Annotated in this window: 25 protein-coding genes and 2 tRNA genes; 13 read left to right on the forward strand and 14 right to left on the reverse strand. The window is 49.8% G+C overall.

The features are described 5' to 3' along the window. Positions 1 to 172: 172 nt before the first annotated feature. From BD749_RS02455 to pdxH, 4 genes are all read right to left on the reverse strand, one after another. Positions 173 to 1,360, reverse strand: a complete 1,188-nt coding sequence (locus BD749_RS02455) for a class I SAM-dependent rRNA methyltransferase (protein ID WP_101442783.1) — start codon at positions 1,358 to 1,360, stop codon at positions 173 to 175. A 170-nt stretch (positions 1,361 to 1,530) separates the two neighbouring features. Beyond that, a complete protein-coding gene (locus BD749_RS02460; RefSeq protein WP_101442784.1) occupies positions 1,531 to 2,112 on the reverse strand; it encodes a Maf family nucleotide pyrophosphatase in 582 nt (193 codons plus the stop codon). Then, complete coding sequence (locus BD749_RS02465; RefSeq protein WP_101442785.1) at positions 2,078 to 3,376, reverse strand: DUF1015 domain-containing protein; 1,299 nt, start codon at positions 3,374 to 3,376, stop codon at positions 2,078 to 2,080. Before BD749_RS02465 ends, BD749_RS02460 begins: the two co-directional genes overlap by 35 nt. A 29-nt stretch (positions 3,377 to 3,405) precedes the next feature. Next, positions 3,406 to 4,056 (reverse strand): pyridoxamine 5'-phosphate oxidase, encoded by a 651-nt coding sequence (gene pdxH / locus BD749_RS02470; RefSeq protein WP_101442786.1) that lies wholly within the window; start codon positions 4,054 to 4,056, stop codon positions 3,406 to 3,408. A 276-nt stretch (positions 4,057 to 4,332) separates the two neighbouring features. Between pdxH and BD749_RS02475 the strand changes: the two genes are divergently transcribed. The 10 genes from BD749_RS02475 to BD749_RS02515 all read left to right on the forward strand — a co-directional run bounded on the left by BD749_RS02475 (position 4,333) and on the right by BD749_RS02515 (position 14,734). Beyond that, on the forward strand, positions 4,333 to 4,902 hold the full coding sequence (locus BD749_RS02475) for a YqgE/AlgH family protein (RefSeq protein ID WP_101442787.1): 570 nt from the start codon (positions 4,333 to 4,335) through the stop codon (positions 4,900 to 4,902). 26 nt (positions 4,903 to 4,928) lie between these two features. Next, positions 4,929 to 7,079 (forward strand): DUF349 domain-containing protein, encoded by a 2,151-nt coding sequence (locus tag BD749_RS02480; protein ID WP_101442788.1) that lies wholly within the window; start codon positions 4,929 to 4,931, stop codon positions 7,077 to 7,079. A 130-nt stretch (positions 7,080 to 7,209) separates the two neighbouring features. Beyond that, a tRNA-Thr gene (locus BD749_RS02485) sits at positions 7,210 to 7,282 on the forward strand. Positions 7,283 to 7,304: 22 nt separating this feature from the next. Beyond that, positions 7,305 to 7,377 (forward strand) — tRNA-Thr (locus BD749_RS02490). Between the two features lie 162 nt (positions 7,378 to 7,539). Then, the gene (locus tag BD749_RS02495) at positions 7,540 to 8,706 is read left to right on the forward strand and encodes a hypothetical protein (RefSeq protein ID WP_101442789.1); all 1,167 of its coding nucleotides are present in this window, start codon (positions 7,540 to 7,542) and stop codon (positions 8,704 to 8,706) included. A gap of 8 nt (positions 8,707 to 8,714) precedes the next feature. Next, positions 8,715 to 9,740 carry a metal-dependent hydrolase gene (locus tag BD749_RS02500; RefSeq protein WP_101442790.1) on the forward strand — a complete coding sequence of 342 codons (1,026 nt, stop codon included), beginning with the start codon at positions 8,715 to 8,717 and terminating at the stop codon, positions 9,738 to 9,740. A 10-nt stretch (positions 9,741 to 9,750) separates the two neighbouring features. Beyond that, positions 9,751 to 10,521 carry an SDR family oxidoreductase gene (locus tag BD749_RS02505; RefSeq protein WP_101442791.1) on the forward strand — a complete coding sequence of 257 codons (771 nt, stop codon included), beginning with the start codon at positions 9,751 to 9,753 and terminating at the stop codon, positions 10,519 to 10,521. A 147-nt stretch (positions 10,522 to 10,668) separates the two neighbouring features. Beyond that, positions 10,669 to 10,911, forward strand: a complete 243-nt coding sequence (locus tag BD749_RS19190; protein WP_143741218.1) for a hypothetical protein — start codon at positions 10,669 to 10,671, stop codon at positions 10,909 to 10,911. 67 nt (positions 10,912 to 10,978) lie between these two features. Next, on the forward strand, positions 10,979 to 13,531 hold the full coding sequence (gyrA, locus tag BD749_RS02510; protein ID WP_101442792.1) for a DNA gyrase subunit A: 2,553 nt from the start codon (positions 10,979 to 10,981) through the stop codon (positions 13,529 to 13,531). A 69-nt stretch (positions 13,532 to 13,600) separates the two neighbouring features. After that, complete coding sequence (locus BD749_RS02515) at positions 13,601 to 14,734, forward strand: tetratricopeptide repeat protein (protein ID WP_101442793.1); 1,134 nt, start codon at positions 13,601 to 13,603, stop codon at positions 14,732 to 14,734. 316 nt (positions 14,735 to 15,050) lie between these two features. Here BD749_RS02515 and BD749_RS02520 read toward each other — a convergent pair whose 3' ends face one another. The 6 genes from BD749_RS02520 to BD749_RS02545 all read right to left on the reverse strand — a co-directional run bounded on the left by BD749_RS02520 (position 15,051) and on the right by BD749_RS02545 (position 19,753). After that, entirely contained in the window at positions 15,051 to 16,439 is a 1,389-nt protein-coding gene (locus BD749_RS02520) for a hypothetical protein (RefSeq protein ID WP_101442794.1), read from the reverse strand. A 143-nt stretch (positions 16,440 to 16,582) separates the two neighbouring features. After that, positions 16,583 to 17,017, reverse strand: coding sequence for a phage holin family protein (locus BD749_RS02525; RefSeq protein ID WP_101442795.1), 435 nt, complete (start codon positions 17,015 to 17,017; stop codon positions 16,583 to 16,585). A gap of 90 nt (positions 17,018 to 17,107) precedes the next feature. Further along, positions 17,108 to 17,791: a peptide-methionine (S)-S-oxide reductase MsrA gene (gene msrA / locus BD749_RS02530; protein WP_101442796.1), complete on the reverse strand. Its 684-nt coding sequence runs from the start codon at positions 17,789 to 17,791 to the stop codon at positions 17,108 to 17,110. Between the two features lie 91 nt (positions 17,792 to 17,882). Then, the gene (locus BD749_RS02535) at positions 17,883 to 18,896 is read right to left on the reverse strand and encodes a cation diffusion facilitator family transporter (protein WP_101442797.1); all 1,014 of its coding nucleotides are present in this window, start codon (positions 18,894 to 18,896) and stop codon (positions 17,883 to 17,885) included. Between the two features lie 116 nt (positions 18,897 to 19,012). After that, the gene (locus BD749_RS02540) at positions 19,013 to 19,294 is read right to left on the reverse strand and encodes a GIY-YIG nuclease family protein (protein ID WP_101442798.1); all 282 of its coding nucleotides are present in this window, start codon (positions 19,292 to 19,294) and stop codon (positions 19,013 to 19,015) included. A 48-nt stretch (positions 19,295 to 19,342) separates the two neighbouring features. Further along, positions 19,343 to 19,753: a hypothetical protein gene (locus tag BD749_RS02545; RefSeq protein ID WP_101442799.1), complete on the reverse strand. Its 411-nt coding sequence runs from the start codon at positions 19,751 to 19,753 to the stop codon at positions 19,343 to 19,345. A 181-nt stretch (positions 19,754 to 19,934) separates the two neighbouring features. Here BD749_RS02545 and BD749_RS02550 point away from each other — a divergent pair, with 181 nt between their 5' ends. Then, positions 19,935 to 20,357, forward strand: a complete 423-nt coding sequence (locus BD749_RS02550; protein WP_101442800.1) for a hypothetical protein — start codon at positions 19,935 to 19,937, stop codon at positions 20,355 to 20,357. Positions 20,358 to 20,390: 33 nt separating this feature from the next. Beyond that, positions 20,391 to 20,654: a hypothetical protein gene (locus BD749_RS02555; RefSeq protein WP_101442801.1), complete on the forward strand. Its 264-nt coding sequence runs from the start codon at positions 20,391 to 20,393 to the stop codon at positions 20,652 to 20,654. A gap of 3 nt (positions 20,655 to 20,657) precedes the next feature. On the opposite strand, the gene BD749_RS02560 is transcribed toward BD749_RS02555, so the two are convergent. Next, positions 20,658 to 20,858 carry a hypothetical protein gene (locus BD749_RS02560; RefSeq protein WP_101442802.1) on the reverse strand — a complete coding sequence of 67 codons (201 nt, stop codon included), beginning with the start codon at positions 20,856 to 20,858 and terminating at the stop codon, positions 20,658 to 20,660. 89 nt (positions 20,859 to 20,947) lie between these two features. On the opposite strand from BD749_RS02560, the gene BD749_RS02565 reads away from it, so the two are divergent. Beyond that, positions 20,948 to 21,697 (forward strand): pseudouridine synthase, encoded by a 750-nt coding sequence (locus BD749_RS02565; protein WP_101442803.1) that lies wholly within the window; start codon positions 20,948 to 20,950, stop codon positions 21,695 to 21,697. Here the strand turns inward: BD749_RS02565 and BD749_RS02570 are convergent. The 3 genes from BD749_RS02570 to BD749_RS19545 all read right to left on the reverse strand — a co-directional run bounded on the left by BD749_RS02570 (position 21,683) and on the right by BD749_RS19545 (position 23,712). Then, the gene (locus tag BD749_RS02570; RefSeq protein WP_245868643.1) at positions 21,683 to 22,039 is read right to left on the reverse strand and encodes a hypothetical protein; all 357 of its coding nucleotides are present in this window, start codon (positions 22,037 to 22,039) and stop codon (positions 21,683 to 21,685) included. The two genes, BD749_RS02565 and BD749_RS02570, sit on opposite strands and share 15 nt — an antisense overlap. A 29-nt stretch (positions 22,040 to 22,068) precedes the next feature. Continuing rightward, complete coding sequence (locus tag BD749_RS02575) at positions 22,069 to 22,992, reverse strand: DnaJ C-terminal domain-containing protein (RefSeq protein ID WP_101442805.1); 924 nt, start codon at positions 22,990 to 22,992, stop codon at positions 22,069 to 22,071. A gap of 126 nt (positions 22,993 to 23,118) precedes the next feature. After that, entirely contained in the window at positions 23,119 to 23,712 is a 594-nt protein-coding gene (locus BD749_RS19545) for a YqaE/Pmp3 family membrane protein (RefSeq protein WP_245868647.1), read from the reverse strand. Positions 23,713 to 23,794 lie beyond the last annotated feature (82 nt).

The following is a 23,794-nucleotide window of genomic DNA, read 5'->3' on the forward strand; positions in this document are numbered from 1 at the left end:
AAGAGTTTAAGTGTTCGAGAGGTAAGCTCTTCTAAAGACATAAACTTAAGAATTAAAAAGGCCTACCATCACTGGTAGGCCTTTTTAATTCTTCGGGTACAGAGAATATAAAATTGTAACTCAGAATTTATTGATTCTTTAACTCCTAAACTCTCAAACTCCTCAACACCAATTACTCTACAAACAACACCAGCCCCTTTAAGTACTCTCCTTCGGGGTGGAAGATCGAGATCGGGTGATCGGCGGGTTGGGAGAGATGGTGCATGATCTTGATGTTACGGCCGGCCTCGATGGCAGCTGCCATTACCGTGTTGTTGAACAGGTATTTGTCTACCACCTGCGAGCACGAAAAAGTGAACAGGATACCACCCGGCTTGATGCGTTTCATGGCCTCAGCATTGAGGCGCTTATAGCCCATTACCGCATTGTGGCGCACTTTTTGGCTTTTGGCAAAAGCAGGCGGATCCAGAATGATCACATCATAGCGATCTTCCTTGCCTTTCAAAAACTCAAAGGTGTCTTCTGCATACGCTTCGTGGCGCTCTGACGCCTGACTCAGTTCGCCGTTTTTGATTGTCAGTTCGATCGCTTTTTTAGATACATCGACCGAGTGCACCTCTTTCGCACCGGCATTTAGGGCATATACCGAGAAGCCACCGGTATAGCAAAAAGTGTTCAGTACAGACTTGTCTTTCACGTAGCGGGCTAGGAGTGCACGGTTCTCGCGCTGGTCAATAAAGAAGCCTGTCTTCTGGCCGCCTTCCCAGTCGATAAAGAACTGATTCTCATTCTCAGTTACCACCACACCGCCACTGGTCTCGCCAAACAAATAGCCGTTCGCAGCCTGAACCGGCGACTTGGCCGGCAGCGACTCCGCACTTTTATCGTACACCGCTTTCAGTTGTGGTCCGTAAATTTCCTGCAGGGCTTTGGCGACATGCTCTCGCACCAGGTACATCCCCACGGAGTGCGTCTGTATGACAGCAGTATCTTTGTACATGTCCACGATCAGGCCAGGCACGCCGTCGCCCTCTGCGTATACCAGTCGGTAAACATCAGTATGCGGATTGTCAATCAGGCCGAGGCGGCTGCGGTAATCATAGGCCTGCTGAACTTTGCCTTTCCAGAAGGCATAGTCCGGCTCGACTTGCTCAAAAGAAAAAACGCGCACGGCAATAGAACCTGGTGCCCAGTGTCCCATGCCCAGAAATTCGCGTTGGTTGGAGTATACCTCTACCGTATCGCCCTCTTCAGGCTCCGTTCCTTCAATTCTTTTAATGGCGCCAGAGAAAACCCAGGGATGAAACCGCTTCAGGGAATGCTCTTTTCCTTTGGCCAGGTATAGTTTGGTAAATGACATCTAAGTTAATGTGCTAATTATATAATGGAATAATGTGCTGATTTGGCAATGTATTATGGCGCTAACCCAGTTGATACTGATTAAGCTGTAATTGGATAAGATCGTTCCGTACGGAGCAACATTTAATCTTTGCTATACCTGTCTCTCGACGGAAATATGTGAAATTTGGCCTATAAGGAAATTACCTGCAGATCCCTTAGGTAGGTATAGAGCTTCTGCACAGGAAGACCGACCACGTTAAAGTAGGACCCTTCAATCTTTTCGATCCCGATCTTGCCTATCCATTCCTGTATACCATAAGCGCCTGCCTTATCGAAGGGCTTGAAGTGGGTGATGTAGTAATGAATTTCATCGTCGCGCAAGTCCTTGAAGTATACCTTGGTCACATCATGAAAAATGGTCTTGGAGTTTTTGGTCAGGATGCATACACCCGTTATCACTTCGTGGTGCGTACCAGACAGAGCACGCAGCATTTCAAAGGCCTCTGCTGCATCAGCCGGCTTGTTCAGGATGCGCTCCCCGAGGCACACAATGGTATCTGCCGTGATCAGCACTTCATTTTGCAAATCCTCTGTATAGGCATCGGCTTTGTGAGAGGCCAGAAACTCGGCAACCTGTTCGCGTTGCAAGTGATCTGGGAAATCCTCGTGCACTTCCTTCACACGCACTTCAAATTGCAGTCCGAGACCGGCCAGAAGTTCTTTGCGACGCGGGGAGTTAGAGGCAAGCAGTATCGGACGAGATAAATTCATTTTCTTTGATTGAGCTGAATAAAAAGCCACAGATGGTTTTCGGGTAAAAGAAGGTGGACTTCTGTGGCATGATGGCACCACTGTGGCATACCCGTTTCACTTGTTCCATCGATACATCGTTGGTAATCAAAGCCAGTCGTGATTTACCGGAGTCTACCTGACTTACACAGGCGGTAAAGTTGCGCACATAACTTAAGCCCGGATAATCGCGCTGTGTCTCCCGGTCTATGCCCAGCACCTTTTCGAATACGAAGTAGTGCATCACGGTCAGGTCGAGGTCTTTCACTTCCTGGGGCACCGGCCAGTCAATCAGGTGGTGCACTTCCGGCTTCAGGCGCAGTTTGTAGGCGTTGCCGGACAGGTATAGCCCGAATGCCCAGTTTTTTCCTACGATCACCTCGTTGAGTTCATAGGCATCCTCCTTCGGCGTAACCACAAAGTATGCACGCAGGCGCTCCAGAAACTCCTCATCCGTCAGGTCTATTTTCTCCAGCACCCGGTGCGTCGGCAGGATGCGCAGGTCGTCGGCCTCGGTGTTGGTCAGGTACATCAGGTGGTAGTTGTAAGCCTCCATACCGGTGTGGTTCGGGTTGTCGGCCATGCGTTTCTTTCGGTACTCCAGCGAGCCTTCGTAGCGGTGGTGTCCGTCGGCCAGCAACACCTGGCGCGACTCTAGCACCTCCAAAAAATGCCTGATCACTTCCCGGTCGTGGATCACGGCCAGCACGTCGCGCACGCCCTGGTAATCCTCAGTCACGTAGAGCGGCGATTGAATGCTCTCGTCCATGTAGCGCTCCAGCACAAAATCCGGGTCGGTGTAGAGCCCGTGGGTAGCGCTGGTGTTCAACAGTGTTTTGTCGAGCAGATCGATGCGGTCGTTCACAGCGCTCGGAATCGTATTTTCGTGTCGCAGCAGCACCCCTTCGTTCCAGTCGTAGGCTTTTATGTGGCATATAAAACCTTTCCGGCAATATTCGCGGTCGCTGCCAGGCAGCCTGAAATATTGGTAATACACGTAAATACCAGGCAAGGGGTCCTGCACAAGCGTACCGGAAGCCTTCCATTCCTGCAGCAGGTCGGCAGCGGTATCGGCAGGCCTGTCGCCGCGCGGCACCGAGAGGTGTATGCTGTTGATCGGGTTCTGGTACAGCGCTTCCCGCTGCTTAGCCGACACGACATCAAAAAGGGGAGAGGTCAGTTCTTCAATCGACTGGCTCAGTTCTTCTTTGTAGCGCCATGCCTTTATAGGTAATATTTCAGCCATCAGGTATGCTTACAGGTATAGGTATAAAATCAGGGAGCTAGTCTTTTTCGGGTCCACTGCTTGTCGGCTTGCTCAAACACAATGCGGTCGTGCAGGCGGTTCGGGCGGCCCTGCCAGAACTCGATACGCTCCGGCTTAAGTACGTAACCGCCCCAGTGTGCCGGTCGGGGCACAACATCCAGGCTGGCAAAGTCTTGCTCATATTTTGCCTCTGTCTGCTCCAACACTTCGCGGCTTCCGATCTCCTGACTCTGAGGCGAAGCCCAAGCCCCAATCTGACTGCCACGTGGCCGGCTGTGGAAATACACATCCGACACCTCGCCAGAAACCCGTTCTATAGTGCCTTCAATACGCACTTGCCGCTCCAGTTCCGCCCAGAAAAAGGTCATGGAAGCGAAAGGCTGCTCTGCCAGTTCCCGCCCCTTGCGGCTTTCGTAATTGGTGAAAAAAACAAAACCGTCGGAGGAGACTTCCTTTAAAAGCACCACACGCGCAGATGGCCGACCGCTTGCCGCCACGGTAGACAGCACAAGTGCCGTCGGCTCCAGCACTTCGGATAAGATGGCCTCGTTCAGCCATACCTTAAACTGGTCGAGTGGGTCGTTGGAAACAGATTCTTCCGTGAGTGCCTGCCGGGAGTAGTTCTTCCGGATAGAGGCAATGTCATGTTGAAGCGACATAGCAGTTTTGATGTTTTGCCCAAAATTATAAAATAATCGGCTGTGGCTTAAATTTTAATTAATATTGCAATAATTTAAAAATATTTTATAAAATTAGAAGACATAATCTGAGCATAAACAGGTATTGCAACCAAAAGCCTTATTATAAAACTAGATCGCCCCAATACCGGGTTTGTACCTGAATGTATTGTTTCCGTAAGAAGGAATAAACAGCGATTGCCAGGCCTGCGAGGCCCTCAATTTTAGTAAGGTATAGCAATTAAACCCTGGAAAACAATGGAGGAAGAAAACGAAAATAAGCCTCAGAACGGCAGCATACTCATATCGGAGCCATACCTGGGCGACCCTAACTTCGAGCGCACGGTGGTCCTGATCTGCAGTCACGTGGAGGACGAGGGTACGTTTGGGTTGGTGCTGAACCGGTTATCAAACCTAAAGCTGTCTGATGTGGTTGATATTTATAATGATACTTTTGAAGCGGAGCTGGGTATAGGTGGCCCCGTGCAGTACAACACGCTGCACTATGTACACCAGATTGAAAGTCTGCCCCAGGCAGTGCAGCTGAACGACAACCTGTATTGGGGAGGTGACTTTGAAACGCTGCGCTCCATGATCGGAACCGGGGAGGTGACTCCAACCGACATTAAGTTTTTTCTTGGCTACTCCGGCTGGACGCCCGGCCAGTTGCAGGAAGAGATCGACAAAAATGTTTGGATCGTGAACAACAATGCTGCAAATAAATTATTTAATTTGGAAGCAGATACGCTTTGGCGTAATATACTGCGCCAAATGGGTGGGAAATACAAGGTACTTTCGAACTATCCCGTAGACCCCCGCCTGAACTGACAAAACGTGGACTAAAAACTGAAGTCATGACAACTGATCAACAGCACACCGACGCAAACGGAGCTGAGGCAAACAAGCCCCGGCCGCAGGACGAAGCACAGGCCAATGGGCAGCAAGCCTCGTCGCCGATGGATATAGTAGAACAGCGCCTAGCTGAAATAAACGCGCAAAAAGAAGCTGCGCAAAACAACCCATCGGATGCAGGTGTGCCCAAAGAAGACCAGCCTGAGATTAATCCGGAACTGGCTTCTGCGGCCGAAACATCAGAAACGGAGAAGATAACAGAGACATTTGCCGACGCCAACCTGCCTGAGGCAGAAGCCTCTCAGACAGAACCAGCTGCTCAGGCTGAGTCAGTTGCTATACCTGAAACTCCGGAGTTAACCAACAATACACTGGAACAGCAGGCAGCTGCCACGACTTCGGAAGAGCACCACGACGAAGACGAGGTGGAAGAAGACGACCACACCGACTATAGCACCATGTCGCTGGAAAAGCTGCGCCATCACCTGACCCAGCTGCTTAAAGCACCTGATGCGAAACGGAAATACAAAAAAATACAGGAGATCCATCGGCAGTACGAGGAAAAGTTTCAGGTAGAAAAAGGCCAGGCGCTCGACCGCTTCCGACAGGAAGGCGGCACCGAGGAGGACTTTGACTACCACGCACCAATGGACCATACCGAACTGGAGCAGCTTTATGCGGCTTACCGCGAGGCCCGTTACCAGGAGCGCCAGCACAGCGAAGAACAACGCGGCCGTAACCTGGAGCGCAAACGCGAGCTGCTGCAGCAACTGCGCACGCTGGTGGAGTCCGCTGAAACCAAAAACAGCAGCGATGAGCTGAAGAAACTGCAAGCGGAGTGGAAGAGTATCGGTCCGGTACCACCGGGAGAGGCCCAGGAGTTGTGGGATTCTTACCACGCCCTGCTCGATATCTTCTATAACAACCGCAGCATGTTCTTCGAGATGAAGGAGTTGGACCGGCGCCGTAACCTGGATGCCAAAGTACAGCTGATAGAACGCGCCGAAGCCCTTCAGAACGAGTCCTCCATTAACAAAGCACTGCAGGAGTTGCGCCACCTGCACGAAGAGTGGAAGAACATTGGTCCTGTACCGAACGAACAGCGCGATGCCATTTGGGAACGCTTTATTCAGGCCTCCGAGAAAGTGCACGAGCAGCGCCGGTCGTACATGGAGGAGCGTAAGACCATTGAGATGGCCAACCTGGAGAAAAAGCGAGCGCTTTTAGCCCGACTGCAGGAATTCCAAAGCTTCAACACCGACCGCATCAACGAATGGCGTGACAAGACAGACGAGATCCAGAAGCTAAAAGAGGAGTGGGACAGCGCCGGTTTGGTGCCTAAAGAGTATGCCGAGGAGGTAAACAAGAACTTCTGGGGTAACTATAAAGCGTTCTTCCAGCACAAAAACCAGTTCTTTAAAGGCCTGGACGAGCAGAAAACACAAAACCTGCGCCTGAAAACAGAGCTGTGCGAACAGGCCGAGAGCTTGAAAGATAGCACCGACTGGAACGCCACCAAGGAGAAAATGATCCAGCTTCAAAAGAAGTGGAAGACCATTGGGCGCGTGCCTGACAAGCACTCAGACAAGATCTGGCAACGCTTCAGAGCTGCCTGCAACGAATTTTTCGACCGCAAGCAGGCACAGGAACAGCAGAAGGGAGCGGAGATGGAAAAACTGTCATCAGAGAAGCTGGCGCTTTGCGACCGTTTGACCGACGAACTGGCACAGCCTAACACAACAACCTCATTGGACGATTACAACAGGGTAATAGCTGAATGGGAGACCTTGGACGTAGGAAATAAGCGCGTTAATACACGTGTGGAGGAGCGATTCCTGGCGCTGATGGAGCGTTACCTGGAGCGTGTGCCGGACCTGCACTACGATGACCGTGCCACCATGCTGGCGCAGTTGCAGGTGGACCGGCTGAAAAACAGCCCGGATGCTTCGCAGAAACTGCACCAGAAGGAGCAGACACTGCGCCGTGAGATCGCGCAACTGCAGAACGACATCCAAACGCTGCGTACAAACCTCGACTTTTTCGCCCGTTCCAAGAACGCCGATAAACTTCGGGAGGAGTATGAAGGACGTATAGAAGACACGCAGAAACGCATCGATATCCTGCAGCGGCAGCTGGCCGCTTTCAGAAGATAAAAATTTCTGTTTGATACTCAAAACCTTATCCGAGAATCGTAAAAAATCCTGCAACTGGTATTTGTATATTAAAAACTATATTATACCTTTGCAACGCTTTAGAACGATAGGGCAACACAAATAAAGTATCGCCTCCTTAGCTCAGCTGGTAGAGCAACTGACTTGTAATCAGTAGGTCGCTGGTTCGATCCCGGCAGGGGGCTCAACTTTATTTGTTCTTTTTACGCCTCCATAGCTCAGCTGGTAGAGCAACTGACTTGTAATCAGTAGGTCGTTGGTTCGATTCCGACTGGGGGCTCTTAAAAGGCTTCAGAGAAATCTGAAGCCTTTTTTGTTTTATACCTCCCCGGTACAGCGGCAACATCCGTCCCGTGTTTTTGAGGCAGTAGCAAGGGCAATATATGGTTTTCCAAGTTTTATGACTTATTTTGGGGAATCATCCAAGCACAGAACACAACGCATGCAACTCATAGAAGTAAACACCCCTGAATTGGCGGAAGAGTTTATCAAAATGCAGGTAAGGCTTTACCGCAAAGACCCGAACTATATCCGCCCGCTTGACAAGGACATTCATCAGGTGTTCGACCCGAAGAAAAACAAACTGCTGCGCGACGGGGAGGCAATCCGTTGGATACTGAAGGACGAGGAGGGAGAAACTATAGGCAGGGTAGCCGCTTTTATCAATAAAAAAACGGCCAGATCGTTTGAGCAGCCCACAGGCGGCATGGGGTTCTTTGATTGCATCAACGACCAAGCCGCAGCCAATATCCTGTTTGACGCCTGCCGTAACTGGCTGCAGGAGCGGGGTATGGAGGCCATGGACGGCCCGATCAATTTTGGGGAGCGTGACAAGTGGTGGGGGCTGCTGGTAGACGGCTTCTACGAGCCTACCTATTGTATGAACTACAACCACGCCTATTATAAGCAGTTGTTTGAAAATTACGGCTTCCAGCTTTACTTCAACCAGTATGTATACTACCGCACCGTAAATGATCCTTTTCCGCCGGAATATTACGAAAAGGCGCAACGCGTGCTGGCAGACCCGGATTACGAGTTCCGCCATCTCGACAAAAACAACCTGGACAAGTATGCCGAGGACTTCAGAATTATCTATAACAAAGGCTGGGTAAAGCACGAAGGCGTAAAAGCCATGGGAGAGGCGCAGGCCAAAAGCATTATGAAATCTCTGAAGCCTGTCCTGGACGAGAAGATCATCTGGTTTACCTACTACAAAGGGGAGCCGGCTGGTTTCTTTATCGCTATACCTGAGTTGAACCAGCTCTTTAAGCACGTAAACGGCAAGCTCGATTTGTGGGGGAAGATCAAATTCATCTACCACCGCTGGAGAGGCTCCTGCAAGACCATGTATGGCATAGTGTTCGGTATCATACCTGAGTGCCAGGGCAAAGGCGTAGAGGCCGCCATGGTGGTAGCAGCCAGCAAAGTGGTACAGGGGAATCCCAACATACCGTACTACGATTTGCAAATGAACTGGATCGGCGACTTCAACCCGAAAATGATGAAGGTGGTGGAGCAGATCGGAGGACGCATTCACAAGACATACGCTACTTACCGCTACCTCTTCGATCGCGAGAAAGAGTTCAAGCGCGCTACGATTATCAAGTAAGGTATAGCATGGATTCGCTGACTCAGATCGTTTTAGGAGCCGCCGTAGGGGAGGCTGTGGCCGGCCGCAAGCTAGGCAACAAGGCCTTGCTCTGGGGTGCCATAGCGGGAACCATACCTGACCTGGACGTGCTGGCAAATCCTCTGTTGGACATGGTGGGCAGGTTGAGCTTTCACCGCTCTGTCACGCACTCGTTTCTCTTTGCACTCATTACCGCACCGCTGTTTGGCTGGGCACTTTGGCGACTCTACAAAAACGAACACGCCACCTTTCGGGATTGGACGCTGCTCTTTTTCCTGGGTTTCACGACCCATGCCATTCTCGACAGTTTTACGACCTGGGGCACGCAGCTTTTCTGGCCTTTCACCAATTACGGGGTAGCGTTTTATAACATTTTCGTGATTGATCCCCTTTATACCATCCCTTTTCTGGTATGTGTGATAGCCGTGCTGTTTTATGACCGGCGCAACCCCAAACGACGCCGGTGGAACAATGCCGGGCTGATCATCAGCTCGCTATATCTACTGTTCTCGTTCGCGGCGCAAGCCTACGCGAAGCGTGTGTTTGAGGAGAGTCTGCAGGCGCAAGGTATAGGCTATAAATCCTATATCGTGAAGGCCACGCCGATGAATACATTGTTCTGGTCGGTAACGGCAGCAACCGAGAACGGTTTCTACAACGGTTTCTACTCCTTGCTAGACGAGGATAAGCAAATCAGGTATAGCTTTGAACCCAAGCAAGAGCATTTACTGGAAGCTTATCGCGGCGGTCCGAAAATGGAGCGCCTGCTCCAGATTACGAACGGCTACCACGCCATAGAGAAAGCTTCATCCGGGTCCGGTATCTACATCAAAGACCTGCGCTTTGGCCAGTTCGATGGCTGGCAGGAGGGCAAGGGGCAGTATGTGTTTGTTTACCATGCCTGGCGTGAGAACGACGGTTCCCTTCACTTCGAAGAGATCAACAACAGGCCGAAAATAGATGGTAATTACTTAAAGGCTTATTTGCATCGTATTCTCGGAAATAAAGATTAAACCCAAGCGTATGACATCAGCTAGATGGTTGCTCACCGGCAGGAAAGCCGTTGTGACAGGAGGTTCCAAAGGTATAGGCGCCGCTATAGTCGAAGATTTTATCGGATTAGGGGCTGAGGTGCTGGCAGTGGCCCGCAAGGAGGAAGATCTGCTGCAACTGCAGGCAAAATTCCCGGAGCGACTACATGTTATGGTGGCCGATGTCAGCACGGCAGAAGGACGCCAAAAGCTGCTCGACACCGTGCAGATGCGCTGGGGAGCGCTGGACATGCTGGTCAATAACGTCGGCACCAACATACGCAAACCAGTAACAGACTATACCCCGGAAGAGTACGATTTTGTCATGAGCACGAACCTGCGCTCCGCCTTCGAGCTGAGCCGTGCTTTTTACCCACTTCTCAAAGCCTCTGAGCAGGGTAATATCATTCAGGTGACTTCGGTAGCCGGGCTCACGCATGTCCGTACCGGGGCTATTTATGGCATGACAAAGGCGGCTCTGGTACAACTTACCCGCAACCTGGCAGCAGAGTGGGCAGCAGATGGTATACGCGTCAATGCGGTGGCTCCCTGGTACATCAGCACACCGCTGGCCCAAACTGTGCTTCAGAACGAAGCTTACCTGCATGAAGTATTGGTCAGAACACCCATGCGAGCGATCGGTAAACCAGAAGATGTGGCGGGTGCCGTTTCCTTTTTGTGCATGCCGGCGGCAGCCTATATTACAGGCCAGACCCTGGCAGTGGACGGCGGCTTTACCATCAACGGTTTTCACCCTGCCTGAGCCACAAAACAGGTATAAACAGGGCTCCTCAAACGGCTAAACTATCCCCCGAAACGCTGGTTTATTAATCCAAAATTTACTACTTTTGTATGATTAGGCTGCAAGAGCGAAACACCTGTTTCCGACGCTCTTCATAACCCGACATGCATGGCAAAAATCCGACTGCTTTTACTCTTCAGCGCTGCTCCGCTGCTCCTGACTGTTTCATCCTGCAAACCGATGTGTCCGATCACTTCCTGCCAAGTGCGCATGGAGCACTTGCATGGTGAGCAGGAGTTTCGTGGGCAGCCCATTTACAAAAAGCAAAACCCTAAAATAGGCGAGAAGCTGCCGAAGCAGACAGGGGAGGTGCACAAGCGCACGAACGATAAAAGCCAGCGCAAAAACTAATGAATGTGACAGGCTTGGGCCTGCTAAGTATACAATCCAACACAAAACTATTATTTAGACCTTGAACATGAACGAAGGCGAACGAATAATACCGATCAACATTGAAGACGAGATGCGTGGCGCATACATCGACTACTCAATGTCTGTTATCATTTCCAGAGCCTTACCTGACGTGAGAGACGGCCTGAAGCCAGTACACCGCCGTGTGCTGTACGGTATGTCCGAACTGGGGGTATCTTATAACAAAGCCTATAAGAAGTCTGCCCGTATCGTAGGAGAGGTGCTGGGTAAGTACCACCCGCACGGCGACTCCTCTGTGTATGAAACCATGGTGCGCATGGCCCAGGAGTGGTCGCTGCGCTACCCGCTGGTAGACGGACAGGGTAACTACGGCTCTATTGACGGTGACTCACCGGCCGCGATGCGTTATACAGAGGCCCGTCTCAAGCGTATTGCCGACGAGTTGCTGGCCGACTTGGAGAAAAACACGGTGGACTTTGTGCCAAACTTCGACGACTCCCTGAAAGAGCCGTCTGTAATGCCGGCTAAATTTCCGAACCTGCTCGTGAACGGTACGTCCGGTATTGCGGTGGGTATGGCCACGAACATGGCGCCGCACAACCTCACAGAGGTGATCAACGGCACAATCGCTTATATCGACAACAGAGACATCACTGTTGCTGAGTTAATGCATTATGTAACGGCTCCTGACTTCCCAACAGGTGGTATTATTTACGGTTACGATGGCGTGAAGGCTGCCTTTGAGACCGGCCGCGGACGCGTGCTGATGCGTGGTCGTGCCAATTTCGATACAACTTCTACAGGCAAAGAGCAGATCATCGTAACGGAAATTCCTTACATGGTGAACAAGGCTTCTCTGATTGAGAAAACCGCTGCCTTGATCAACGAAAAGAAAATTGAAGGTATAGCCGACCTGCGAGACGAGTCGGACCGAGACGGTTTACGTATCGTGTACGACTTGAAGCGCGACGCTATACCTAACGTAGTGCTCAATAACTTATACAAATACACGGCGCTGCAATCTTCGTTTGGCGTGAACAACGTGGCCCTGGTAAAAGGCCGCCCAATGACGCTGAACCTGAAAGAGCTGATCCATTACTTTGTGGAGCACAGACACGAGGTTGTTATCCGCAGAACGCAGTTTGAGCTGGACGAAGCCAGGAAGCGTGCCCACATTCTGGAAGGCTTGCTGATCGCCCTCGATAACCTGGACGAAGTAATCAACCTGATCCGCTCTTCGCGTGACCCTGAGATTGCGCGCAATGGTTTGATGGAGCGCTTTGCCCTAACGGAGATTCAGGCACGTGCTATCCTCGACATGCGTCTGCAGCGCCTGACCGGTCTGGAGCGCGATAAGATTCAGGCTGAGTACGCCGAGATCATGAAACTGATCGATTACCTGACTTCTGTGCTGAACGACGAAGGCCTGCGCATGCAGATCATCAAGGACGAGCTGAATGAAATAAAGGAGCGCTACGGTGACGAGCGCCGTACCAGTATCGAGGCTTCTACGGGCGATATCTCTTACGAAGACATGATCCCGGAGGAGAACATGGTGATCACTATTTCGCACGAAGGCTATATCAAACGTACTTCGCTGAGCGAGTACCGTAGCCAGAGCCGTGGTGGCGTGGGATCACGTGGGGTTGCCGCTTCCAAGGAGAGCGACTTTACGGAGCACCTTTTTATTGCCAGCACACATCACCACATGCTGTTCTTCACGGAGTTTGGCCGCGTGTTCTGGATGAAGGTATACGAGATTCCGGAAGGAGGGAAGACCACCAAAGGACGCGCCATCCAGAACCTGATCAACATCGAAAAAGAAGACAAGATCCGGGCGGTTATCAATGTGCGCGATCTGAAAAACCAGGATTTTGTGCTGAATCATAACCTGGTGTTCTGTACGGAAAAAGGGACCATCAAGAAGACCGTTCTGGAGGCTTACTCAAGACCGCGCACCAATGGTATCAACGCGATTTCGATCAACGAAGGAGACCGACTGCTGGACGTACAGCTGACAACCGGTAACAGTGAGATCATCATTGCACTGGAGTCAGGCCGTGCCATTCGTTTCAACGAGCAACAGGTTAGACCGATGGGACGTAACGCTGCCGGTGTGCGCGCCGTAACACTAGCCGGACCTGATGATAAGGTAGTTGGTATGGTTTGTGTAGAAAACGAGAGCACAGAACTGCTGGTGGTGTCCGAAAATGGGTTTGGCAAGCGTTCATTACTCGAAGAGTACCGTATAACGAACCGTGGCGGCAAAGGCGTTAAAACCCTGAACGTGACCGAGAAAACCGGTAAGCTGGTGGCTATTAAAGGCGTAGTGGATACAGATGATCTCATGATCATTAACCGCTCCGGCATTACGATCCGACTCCGTGTAGCGGACATACGCGTTATTGGTAGAGCCACACAAGGCGTTCGACTGATCAAACTGACGGAAGGCGACCAGATTTCTTCGGTAGCGAAAGTGGAGATGGAGAACGAAGAAGAAGTGACGGAAGCTTTGATGGAGCAGTCAGAACTGAAGCCGGAGGACTCACTGCAACCTGATACTCAGATAGATCCGGAAGTAGCTGAGGATGAAGTTTAATCTGAAAATGGAATTTTATTTTATTTAATAATCGTTTATCAAACAAACAAAAACCAATCTCTGAAAAGTATGAAAAAAATACTGATGACAGCCATGGCAGCCGTAAGCGTTCAGGTTGCTGTCGCTCAGAATTCAGCCGTGAATAGCGCTGTGCTTAACCACAAGAACGGCACGCTGGACAAAGCGCTGGCTGACATTAACAAGGCTACTGAGCACCAGAAAACAAAAGACAAGGCCAAAACATGGTTCTACCATGGCGTAATTAACCAGGACCTGATCGGACATCCTATCTATGGTAAGTTAGCTACAGAAAAAACTCCTGAAACAGCTTTGGCTTCATTCAAAAAGACAATTGAACTGGACGGTGAAGGCGGGCAGTTTGGTAAAATGGTGCCAGAGCGTATGGAAATCCTTTATGGTCAGGTGCTGAACCAGGCGGTGGAATTCCACAACAGCCAGGACTGGGATAACGCTATTGCCAAGTATGACATGGCTTCTCAGATCAACCCAACAGACACAACAGCTGTGCTTTACGCTGCTTATGCGTCAACTGCCAAGCAGGATTATGCCTCAGCGGTTAAATATTATGATAAGTTGATCAGTATTGGACATACCACAGAGGATGTTTACAAAAACAAGATCCAGTTGCAGCAGGCAATTGAGGCTAGCGATGAGGAAGTAATGGCTTCTATTGCAGCTGGCTTGGAGAAACACCCGAACAGCGTATACCTGATGCAGGAAGAGCTGCGCTATTACCTGAAAAACGATCGTGCGGAAGAGGCAATGGCTAAGCTTGACAAAGCCATTGAAGCTGATCCGAAGAATGCAAGCCTTTATGCCGTTCGTGGTAACTTGCAGGAGCGCAAAGGAAACATCGATGCTGCTTACAGCAACTACAAAAAAGCAGTAGAAGTAGATCCAAATAACTTCGATGGTTTCTTTAACCTGGGTGTACTGGAATACAACAAAGGCAGTGAGTACAACAACAAAGCGGCTAAAATGGACTATGCAACTTATAAGAAGCAGGGTCCGGCATTAGAGAAGCAAGCTCAGAAGCACTACGAGGCATCACTGCCATACTTCGAGAAAGCGCTTGAGATCCAGCCAGAAGACCAGGCAACATTAGCTAACCTGCAGCGTGTCTATACGCGTTTGAAGCGTACAGCTGATGCGGAGAGAATTGGTAAGAAGTTAAAGAACTAGTCTAACTAAACCATACAAAAAAAGGAGCCTCAATGGGTTCCTTTTTTTGTTTATACCTATACCTGCAAATACATCAATGTATTCATTCGATTTTACTTGGATCAGCTGTAAAAGGGTATGGGCAAGAGGAAAACAGGTATAGTATCAAAGCCAAGAACTGGTGACTATAGCAATTATAGGTATACAGCTAAAGTTTACTTAACATAATATAAATTATAAGACTGATTATATACGAGTCTTTAAACTCTATAATAAGTGTCACTGATAATATACTTTATGTTAAGTAGGTATAATTAAGAACTATACCTCAAACAGATTACAATTTTCTCAATTTCATTTTCTGTAGTGCTTCCTGCAGCCAGCTTGTTTCTGATTTGGTTTGCTTTGAAAGTTTGATGGCTTGCTGCATTGCAGACTCAACTCCCTTGTAATCTTCCAATCTGTAAAGCAAGTGTGCGTAGGTATGGTAATAGGCAACTGTCGGGTCTAGGTCAATGGTACGTTTGCTCCAGTTTAAGGCTTGATTTAACGCCGCTTTGTTCCGTGTGCCGGTTTGGTACATATGATATGCCGCATTGTTCAGTTCCATGGTATACGAGCTCACAACAGCCTCAAACCTTGTCTCTGTTCTCGTTTCTTGCTGCGTCCCAACTGCCTTCATTTTCTCTGACATTGCTGCACCAGAGGCCATTCGGGACTGCTGCAGACGCTTTTCTGTGGCCACTAAAGTTGCTGCAGAATCCTGCGAGATAGCCATAAAATACCGGTTGTAATATTGAACAGCGCTTGGTATGTAGTTGGCAGTGTCGCTGGTGCCTCTGTAGAAACTTAGCATGTTACTTAAGTAAGTACGATGCCCGCGGACTTTATCATTGCTCCAGGTATGGCGTGCAAAGCCCGCTCCTTGCTCTGCAATCCTTCTATCATTGGTTGTAATCGCCTCCCGCATCGTATTCATAATGATCTTATTATTGATATCGACTCTCTTGGCAAGCGGTAAGGATTTGTACAGACTATCCACCAGACGTTGATCCTGCCGGGCAAACTTAAAAGCCTCGCCTCCCACAAGCGGACCAAATTCATGGATAAAGATTACCTCTGAAAACGAGCGTATACCTGCCGCAGATAAGCTGCCGGCATAAGCATCCAGCAATGCTGCTGTCGGCTCCACTCCCATTTCTTTGTGCAACTGCAGGTACTGCCTTAAAAAATCGGCATCCCTCCGCCCCTTCTGGTATTCCTGCCCAAAATGGTCCAGGTTGTACGTACTGTTCAGCCTTTCCTCAAACGACCTGATATCGTCGAGGTATCGTTTTGGGCTTGAATAGTTTCCGTGATTGCGGTGTATCAGCACACCCTCGGGGCTCAGGTATAGGAATGTTGGAAATGCCCGAATACTAAATTTTAAGCTTAAACGGTTACCAACAGCCGATCTGTAGGGTGCTTTGAAGTTAATAAACTGCGTGTTATAGGCTTCTGTCACCTCGGCGTGGTCGAACCCAGAACCTGCCATTTGCTCACGCATCTGCTTCGGAACATGGTTGGGTATCTCTGGCCCGGAAACGAATATAAAAATGGGTTTTTGAAATTGCCGGGCTTTCGCTATGACTGCCTCCAAAGAATCCTGTTCAAAGTGGATGCGTTGGCTATAACCGTAATGGCAAGCAAAGATCAATAAGAAGACAGTAACCAGGTTTGCTTTCATATGAGGAAAGAATGAGGTTTTCTTCCATAAATATAGTTAAAACAATATAATGCAGGGGTTTTAAGCAGTCCTTTATTATTTAACATAAAAAAAGGCAGCCAGTTGATTCATCTGGCTGCCTTTTCTGTGCCTGTTGCTAGTATTTAGGCAATGCGGTATGTCGTAACATCTAGCATTTCGGTTTGTGCAAAATACTGCTCCAGCTTTGGCTTCGATTCCAGCCTGGCATATTCTTCATCGCCACCACGAGCCCAGCCTACCAGAGCCAGCGCGATAGCTGTGGCAATGGCAATGGCAAAAGCAGGCCACCAGCCATCAACCTTAAAATTGCCCACCAGCTTGTCCACCACCTTGATCATGACAGCCGTCACGATCAGGCTGACAATGGCTTCGAGCAGAAAGAAAGAAACCAGATTAAGGACACCACGCAGCAACCAGCCAATGGTGGCATTGAAAAGACCGATAAGAAAGGCTACCCAAAGGGCTGTCAGAAAGCTTTTAACATGCACCTGCGGCATAGCGTAGGCCAGCAACACAATCACGCCGGCACTTACCAATAAGTTGAGTATAAATTCCATAGTTTGTAGTGATTAATTGACATTTTCTGTCCTAATACGGATTCAATCACTTATAGATATACGAAGGTATATTTTTATGGAAAAGAGATGCTATTGGCTTTTGGAATAAGTTTCTTTTAGTTTACTGCGGAAGGCGTCTTCGAACTTCAACACCTTTGGCCGGGCAACCGTTACCACATAGGGATCGTCTGGGTTATGGCGGTAATAATCCTGATGATAGTCTTCTGCTACCCAGAATTTACCAGCCGGCTTGAGCTCTGTCACGATCCTGTTTCTAAACGTACCGGCATCTTCCAGCGCGCGCATGTAGTTACGGGCCTGGCTTCGTTGCTGCTCATCGTGAAAGTAGATCGCTGACCGGTATTGTTTGCCTACATCCGGGCCCTGCCGGTTAAGGGTTGTGGGATCGTGGGTGGCGAAAAACACTTCGAGTAACTCCCGGTAAGTAATGACATTAGGCCTGTACCAAATGCGAACGGCTTCGGCATGACTTGTTCTGCCATTGCTCACCTGTTTGTAGGTAGGCCGCTCCTCGCTCCCACCGGTATAGCCAGACTCCACACGGTCTACTCCTTTAAGCCTTTCGAAATAAGCTTCAGTACACCAGAAACAGCCTCCTGCAAAAGTTGCCTTGCTGAGTCCCAAAGTGTCCGGACTGTCGCCATAGAGATAGGCACTCTGCTGCAGTACAGTTCGCTGCTCTCCTCCGGACTCCGTGCACCTCCAAAGCAGCAGTAAAAATGGGAATAAAAGAAAGGTATATTTTCGAATCATACGCCACAAGCCTTATTATTGGCTACGCTATTTTAACCGGCGGGTATAACTTTTTGTTAAAAAATTCGCGTCTACTTTTTGCCGCCTTCTATTACTCCCCTTCATGAGCTTGTATCACATGCTTTTTATCGGCAATCACCTTATCCAGGTCCCACTCCACACGCTTCCTGAGTGGCGCCCGGCGCACCTGGCAATCTGATTTAGTGCAAATAGGGCAAGACACCTCAATACAGGGGTCAGTATGGATGAAAAGCTCAATGTCCGGGTCAATCTGTTCGCGCACCAGTGCACCAACCGCTTCGACTTCTTCGTGCGCTTCCAACACCGTCAGGTACCAGGGCACTGTCAGATGGCAGTCGATGTGCAGCGTGTTGCCGTATTTGATGACGCGGAGGTTATGAATATCGATCCAGTTTTCGCGGCGGTTATCGTTGAGGACCTTTACGATGCGCTTCAGCAACTCGTAGTCGGCTTCGTCCATGATGCCTGCCAACGACACCCGCAAAATACGGTAGCCTGTGTAACAGATAAAGGCACCGAATAGAATGGCCACTGCACTGTCGAGCCATACCTGACCGGTCAGGTAGAGCAGCAGCAGACCGCTCAGTATACCTGCCGTTGAGTAGGCATCTGTTTTGAGGTGCTTGCCCCCGGCCACCAGCACCATCGAATTGGCTTTGTTACCCTGACGCTCCGTTAGGTAGCCTACTATATAATTGATAATGCCGGAGATGGCGATCAGGTATATACCGGTGTCGAGGCGGGAGATGACCTGCGGCTCAAAGAGGTTGTAAAACGATTTCAGAATAATAGCTCCCCCCGCCACCAGGATCAGCGAGCCCTCGAGGGTAGCTGCCACAAACTCGATCTTGCCATGTCCGTAAGGGTGGTTCAGGTCTTTAGGTCTGGCGGACAGCACCAGGCTGTAAAGGGAAAAACCACCAGCCACCACGTTGATGATAGATTCCAGTGCATCCGTCAGAATGGCATTGGAATTGGTGAGGTAAAAAGCCAAAAACTTAGCTCCCAGGAGCAGTAAACCCACCAGCAGTACCAGCATTTGCATGCGTACGTTCTCGTTTTGCTGCTTGAGTATTTTCTTCATTGGTGAGGCTCCGGGGGCAGGCGCATAAGACGCAAGCCTATACCTGACAAGGTACAAGGTACAGTGGCTGTATACAAATATAATCTAAAATTATGGCTGATGAAGGTACTACTACCTTAGGTGAGGGTGTCGGTCAGGTCGAGCCAGTTCGGGTTCATGGACTCTACCAGCCGTAGGTGATCTTCGGGCGCTCCGGACTTGATGCGCTGTTCACGCACACGGGCAACTTCCTCCAGTTCGTAGTGTTCGTAATAAACCAGTTTGGTTGGTGTGGAGTGCCCGGCATGGCCATCCATTTGCTGGAGCAGGTTTTCAGAAACGCCAATACTCAACTGCGGCTGGGTCTGATCGCCCATGATGTAAACAAAGAAGTGGTTTGCGTGCTGATTTGGCTGCATAAGATAGGTGAGTTTGTTACCAAGGTATACGCAAGCCGCATTTCGTGGTTAGAAAACCTGCAGCCATTGGCGGGCATCCTCGGGTAGCAAAAAAGTACGCATGGTTATACCTGTGCTATTGTCTACCGTGTTGTCAATCTCGAGTTGGGTAAAGAATTCATAAGAATACACCCAGGCAAAATACTCCACTCCGGCCTCTAGCAAACTGGGTATCCATACCCTGTTCATCCATTTGGTATCGCCTGAGTGGCCTGTCACTTTCGAGTTGTCGTTTAGTATTTTGGTGATCCTGTACGCTTTCACCGTTTCCACTATTTTCAGACAACCTGTGTGTCCTTTTGTTGTGTCTAGCCACCCCTGCCAGTTAGAGCGGAGCATCTTATCTTCTGCATTCACCATAATGTCCAGGTAGTCGCTTGTATGCACCAATTGCTCCCTGTTCTCATGTACGTATGGCATAAACTCTAACAATTTACCTGGTTCTTGTATTTTTTACCGATCCACGGGTTAATCTGTTACCTGACCCGAATAAATCATTGAACTATCCAAATAATAATCCCTTTAATGTAAAGCTATTGAACTATAGTACCTCCGGAAACCCTTATATATTAACTGGCTACTTATATCTCTAAAGATCTAAATGAAGCAATATAAAGACAATTATTGTCAGATCAGCTACAACCACAGCTCGAATCAGGTATACCTGAAGTGGTTAATCCCACCCGATGAGGCTGCCCTGCTCAACACGTACAACAAGGCGCTTGACATGGCTATTTACAATAAAGCGGAAAGCTGGATTGCCGATAACTCCATAGGATTTCATCTGAACGTGTCCATGCAGCGCTCGCTGGCTACGCTGGCTGCTGGCCGGCTGCCGCACACTACCCTAAAGCGGTTTGCACGTGTAACACCCGTTGACGTGTTTCAGGAATTAATAACGCACAAGGTTTTCAGCCAAATTGGTGAGTTAACCGTTAATAGCCTGGAGTTCGAGGTTTTTCATCGCCATACTGATGCGAAAGCCTGGTGTATGCAAGTAACCGGCCAGCTATCGGTTAACTAATCTCTGAAACAATCATTAAACGGAAATTCAAACATGGCACTAGGCCCGAAGCTTATCGAGAAGCTAGAGAAATTGTACGCGCCCGACAGTAAGCTTGACCAGCATTATAATGGCAAAGACCTCACCTTCATCACTAACGAAAACGGGGAGCCAATTACCTTATTTATAGGTAAACGGCTGGAGGACGGAGCGATTTCAGGAGAGCGGTATGTCCGCAAGATCGTGCGTGACAGCAAAACTGGAAAAATGGTGCGCAGCCACTGGGACCTGAAAGGTAAAGTCACCAGAGGCACTTAAGTACTACAATTCCTGCATGTCAAAGTCTTTGCCACGGCCGTAGCGCATCAGGTCCTGTAGCATGAACACTTCCAGCGTATGCAGGTCTTTCACCAGGTGGCTTCCCTCGTCGGGCATATCCAGCACCTGAAACTCAAAGCGCTCCCCGTAATTCTCCATCACATACTTCTTCCCTTTTCTCAGGTTGTCAAACGATATGGCCATGCTGTCTTCTCTTCAAGATTTAAGGCAAGTATAGGCAGCTTTGCGTTTAATTCTTAGTATCTGGCTATCTTTACCGAAAATAAATTGACGTGTTAGAGTTACTATACGAGGACGAGAGCTACGTAGCGGTCAACAAACCCAATGGGCTTCTCGTGCACCGCACCCGCATTGCCGAAGAGAAAAAGGAATTTGCACTTCAGATGCTGCGCGACCAGTTGGGCCATGCAGTATACGCCGCTCACCGCCTGGACCGTGGCACCTCGGGCGTGCTGCTGTTTGCCAAAACTCCCGAAGCGGTTGCTCCCATTGTGAAGGCCTTTGAAGAAAAACAGGTTGACAAAGCCTACTACGCCATTGTGCGCGGCTATACCCCAGAGACAGGTATAATCGACAGCCCGATTCGGCCGGACAAAGACCACAAGCACAAAATGCCGCAGGATGCCCTGACAAATTACGAGCGGCTTGGCACTGTGGAGCTTCCTATACCTGTCGGCCGTTACAGCACGGCCCGCTACTCACTCGTAAAGGTGCAACCTGAAACAGGTCGCATGCACCAGATCCGGAAACATTTTGCGCACATCAGGCACTACATTGTGGGCGATAAACGACATGGTGACTGGCGGCATAACCAGATGTTCCGCGAGCAACTTGAGTGTCCTGTTATGCTTTTGCACTCCGCTACGCTTGGTTTCATACATCCTGAAACAGGGAGCCCGGTTAAACTGACGGCACCCTTACCTTTCCATTTTCACCGACTGTGTGTGCAGTTTGGCTGGGAAGGAGCATTGCAGCGAGAAGGGCTTGGGCAGTTAGCTACACTCGGCTCAGGTATGGCGTAGCATCTGCTTCACCATCTCAACCTGCAGTTGCGCCACAAAGTTACTACGGGAGTCTGCATTAAGGGCTGTGAGCAGGTAAGCCATGCGCGACAGGCGCCAATCCTGCACCACTTCGCCATTTCGGGAGCGGTATACCACCTTAAAGTTTTCCTGAAGGGGCACATGCATGCTGTTGCAAACTTCCGTGGCCCTCTTCACCGCCTCACACAGTTCCTGTAAGTTGTGGCAGCCCTTTTGCTCCAGCAGGTCGCTGGCATAGCAGGTCAGGTTACTGTCGGTAAGGCTGTCTACAAAGCTATCGATTGGGCTATGCATACTAATGTGGTCAAGGGTCATTAACATGGCAGTGAGTTTAATCCTGTGCTACTAAGTTATACGCTGGCTGTTTTGCGATGGTGCAGTTCCCGGAGCCGTTCCATCAGGCCCCTCTCCTCTTCGGTAAGATGTACTGGCAGCTGCACTTCTATCTTTACGTACAAATCGCCGTGCTGGTCTGTTTTGCCGTAAACGGGCATTCCTTTTCCGCGTAGTCGCAGTGTTTTGCCGTTTTGTGTGCCAGCGGGAATCTTGAGTTTGAGCTTGCCGGTTAAGGTAGACACCTGCACCTCACCCCCCAGTATGGCAGTATACATGTCGAGGTTCAGCCTGGTGTGCAGATCATCCCCCTGCCGCTCAAAACCCGGCAGCGGCTGCACCTGCACCCGAATGTACAGGTCTCCGGCCGTTCCTCCGGCCAAAGCGGGTCCGCCCTTTCCTTTGATCTTGAGCACCTGCCCATCAGACACACCCGGCTTGGTAGTAATACGTAGCTGCTGGCCATTTACGGTGAGTAAACGCGATGTACCGCTGTAGGCCTCCTGCATGGTAATGAGCATCTCAGCTTCATAGTCCTGCCCCTTGGCACCTCCCCTGCCTGCCCGAAAACCGCCACCCTGCTGCGAGAATCCGCCTCCGAAAAACTGCTCGAAGAAATCAGAGAAGCCGCTGCCCCCTCCAAACATATCGCCCAAGTCGCCTTCGTAATAGGTGCCGCCGCGACCGCCCTGGTATGGGCCGCCTTGCTGCTGAAAATGCCGCCAGTTAGCGCCCAGTTCATCGTACTGTTTACGCTTTTGTTCATCTCCCAGCACTTCGTAGGCTTCGCTGATGTCCTTGAACTTCTCTTCGGCAGCTTTGTCGCCTTTCGTTTTATCCGGGTGATATTTTTTGGCCAAAGCACGGTAGGCCTTTTTGATATCAGCCTGCGATGCAGACTTCTCTACACCCAGTATCTTGTAATAGTCCTTGTATTCCATGCCAGTAAGGTATAACACTCAGCTACAGGTATAAAACGCAAACCTGCACCAGGGGTTAAGCAGGTATAAAACAAAAAGCACCACCCCTGTGGGCAGTGCTTTTATTGAATGTGCAACTGGATAGGCTTAGATCGTGTCTGTCACTACTAACAGCGCATAAATCACACCCGGAATCCAGAAGAGCAGCGTGAGGATAAGGCTGATCCAGAACTGCGTGCCTATACCTACGTGCAGAAACACGGCCAGAGGAGGAAGCAATACCGCCAAAATAATTTTGATGATGCTCAGTTCGCCGCTACGACGATCCTGTTTCAAGGCCTCGCGCACTTCTTTCTTAAACTCTTTCTTCTCCGCTTTTGTCATACTCGCCAGTCGCTCTTTAGCCATTGCCAGGGCCTCTGCTTCAGTAACCGTTACCTCCTCAACAGCTGCCGGGGCAATAGGTGCCATTTTAGGAGCAGGTGCGGCTGGGGCTGCAGGTATAGCGGCGCTTGCTTCCAATACTGGTTCAGCTTTTGACTTCTCCTCGGCGGCTGCCAGAGCAACTTCACTCAGCGAAATCTCAGGGGCTACCTCCTGCGTATTGGCAGGCTTCTTCATGTCGTGGTAAGGTGCCTGTTTGTGGCCGGCAAACTCATAGTACTTGGCAGAGCTACAGGCAAACAGCAATTGAGCGGCCACCAGAACAAATACCAGATTAAGTAAACTTTTGATCTTCATAGTTTTAGGTTTTAAAATAATAAAATAAAAAGATGGAACCCTGAAAGGGTGTATACCGCTAAAGAGATAGCGTTTTATTTAT

This window comes from Pontibacter ramchanderi (assembly GCF_002846395.1).
Taxonomy (GTDB): Bacteria; Bacteroidota; Bacteroidia; order Cytophagales; family Hymenobacteraceae; genus Pontibacter; species Pontibacter ramchanderi.